This is a genomic window from Streptomyces sp. NPDC029014, assembly GCF_055564695.1.
On the sequence record NZ_JBVHVT010000229.1, the window covers coordinates 1 to 1,407 of the forward strand.

Genomic DNA, 1,407 nt, shown 5'->3' on the forward strand with positions numbered 1-1,407 from the left:
CTTGGGTTCTAACGGTCCTCGCAACACCCGCGATCTGTGGGAGTTGCGAGGACCGTGGGCGTTGAGCGGGTTGATCTTGCGGGGCTGAGGGAGCGTTTCCTTGCACGGCTGGATGTCGTGGGAAACGTGACCGTGGTGGCGCGTGAGCTGGGGGTGAATCGGAACACGGCCTTCGGCTGGGCCCGGAAGGCCGGACGGAGTTCGGTGCGTCTGCCGCGCCGGCATACCGGGCGGGACGATTACGAGCAGCTTCGGGCCGCCGGTGTCGCCCGCAGGGTCGCGGCCCGGCAGATCGGCGTGAACGAGCGCACGGCCAAGGACTGGGACTGGGGCGTCAAGAAGAGTCACAACGGCCGGGTCTATGCCGACGGGCGGCGTGTCGACTACGCGGCGGGGACCGTCACGATGGGCGGCGTGACCACAGCACCGGTGGGCCTGACGGCCTTGCCAGAAGCAGCTCCATCCGCGGTTTCTGACGCTTGCCGAGCGCGAGACGATCCGCGACCTCCACGAGGCGGGTCAGTCGCTGCGGGCGATCGGGCGGGCCCTGGGGCGGCCGGCGAGCACGGTCAAGAGGGAGATCGACGCGAACTCGGCCCGCGAGGGCTACCAGCCCTACGCCGCCCACCGGGCGGCGGCCTCGCGCAGGCCCCGGCCCAAGGACCGCAAGCTGCTACGCGAGGGACGGCTGCGCCGCTTCGTCCAGGACGGACTGCGCCGGAGGTGGTCACCGGAACAGATCTGCCACGCTCTACGCAGGGAGCATCCCGACGACGAGAGCATGCGGGTGAGCGTGGAGACGATCTACCAGGCGCTGTATTTCCAGGCCCGCGGCGGCCTGAAGCGGGAAGTGCAGGCCGCGATCCGTTCCGGCCGCACCCGCCGCAAACCGCGCCGGGACCCCCAGCGGCGCACGCCCCGTTTCATCGACCCGATGGTGATGATCAGTGACCGGCCCGCCGACGTCGAGGACCGGGCCGTGCCCGGGCACTGGGAAGGCGACCTGATCATCGGCGCGGGCGGCCGTTCCGCGATCGCCACCCTGGTCGAACGCAGCACCCGCTACACCATGCTGGTCCACCTGCCGGGCGGAGCCCACGACGCCGAGACCGTCCGCGACGGGCTCGTCACCACGATCCAGACCCTGCCCGCCCACCTGCGCGGCTCCCTCACCTGGGATCAGGGCAGCGAGATGGCACGCCACAAGCAGTTCACCATGGCCACCGACATGCCCGTCTACTTCTGCGACCCGGCATCCCCCTGGCAGCGCGGCTCGAACGAGAACACGAACGGGCTGCTGCGGCAGTACTTCCCCAAGGGCACCGACCTGAGCGTCCACAGTCCCGAAGACCTCGAACACGTCGCCCAGGAACTCAACGGCCGCCCACGCAAAACGCTCGACTGGGA

General features: G+C 70.0%; 1 pseudogene. It reads left to right on the forward strand.

The features are described from left to right. Positions 1–210: 210 nt before the first annotated feature. Positions 211–1,407: pseudogene (locus tag ACZ4VL_RS40730) on the forward strand (IS30 family transposase); the annotation flags it as partial.